Genomic DNA, 305 nt, shown 5'->3' on the forward strand with positions numbered 1-305 from the left:
CTTTTCGCCTTGCTCAGCGACAAGTTCTTTTTTCTTCTCATCCAATTCTTTGTGTAATTGATTGAGTTCAGAGCCATGCTTTTCTACCGCTGCAGCTAAGGTGGCTGCTGAATCCTCCGTTTGTTTTTTCAATGACTCTTGTTGCTCAGATAACGCTGCTTCATACTTCGCTGTGAGTTTTTCGATCTCTTTCTCACCCGAGGCTTTCGTTTCTTCCAGCTGCTGTTCTAACTGCTTAACTTCCTTCGTTAATTCACCCTTTTCGCCTTGCTCAGCGACAAGTTCTTTTTTCTTCTCATCCAATT

Annotated in this window: 1 protein-coding gene; it reads right to left on the reverse strand. The window is 43.0% G+C overall.

What is annotated here, in order from left to right; all coding sequences use genetic code 11:
- On the reverse strand, window positions 1-305 hold a 305-nt coding region (locus tag Lnau_RS16520), incomplete at both ends, for a hypothetical protein (RefSeq protein ID WP_202972569.1).

Source organism: Legionella nautarum (assembly GCF_001467895.1).
Classification (GTDB): Bacteria; Pseudomonadota; Gammaproteobacteria; order Legionellales; family Legionellaceae; genus Tatlockia; species Tatlockia nautarum.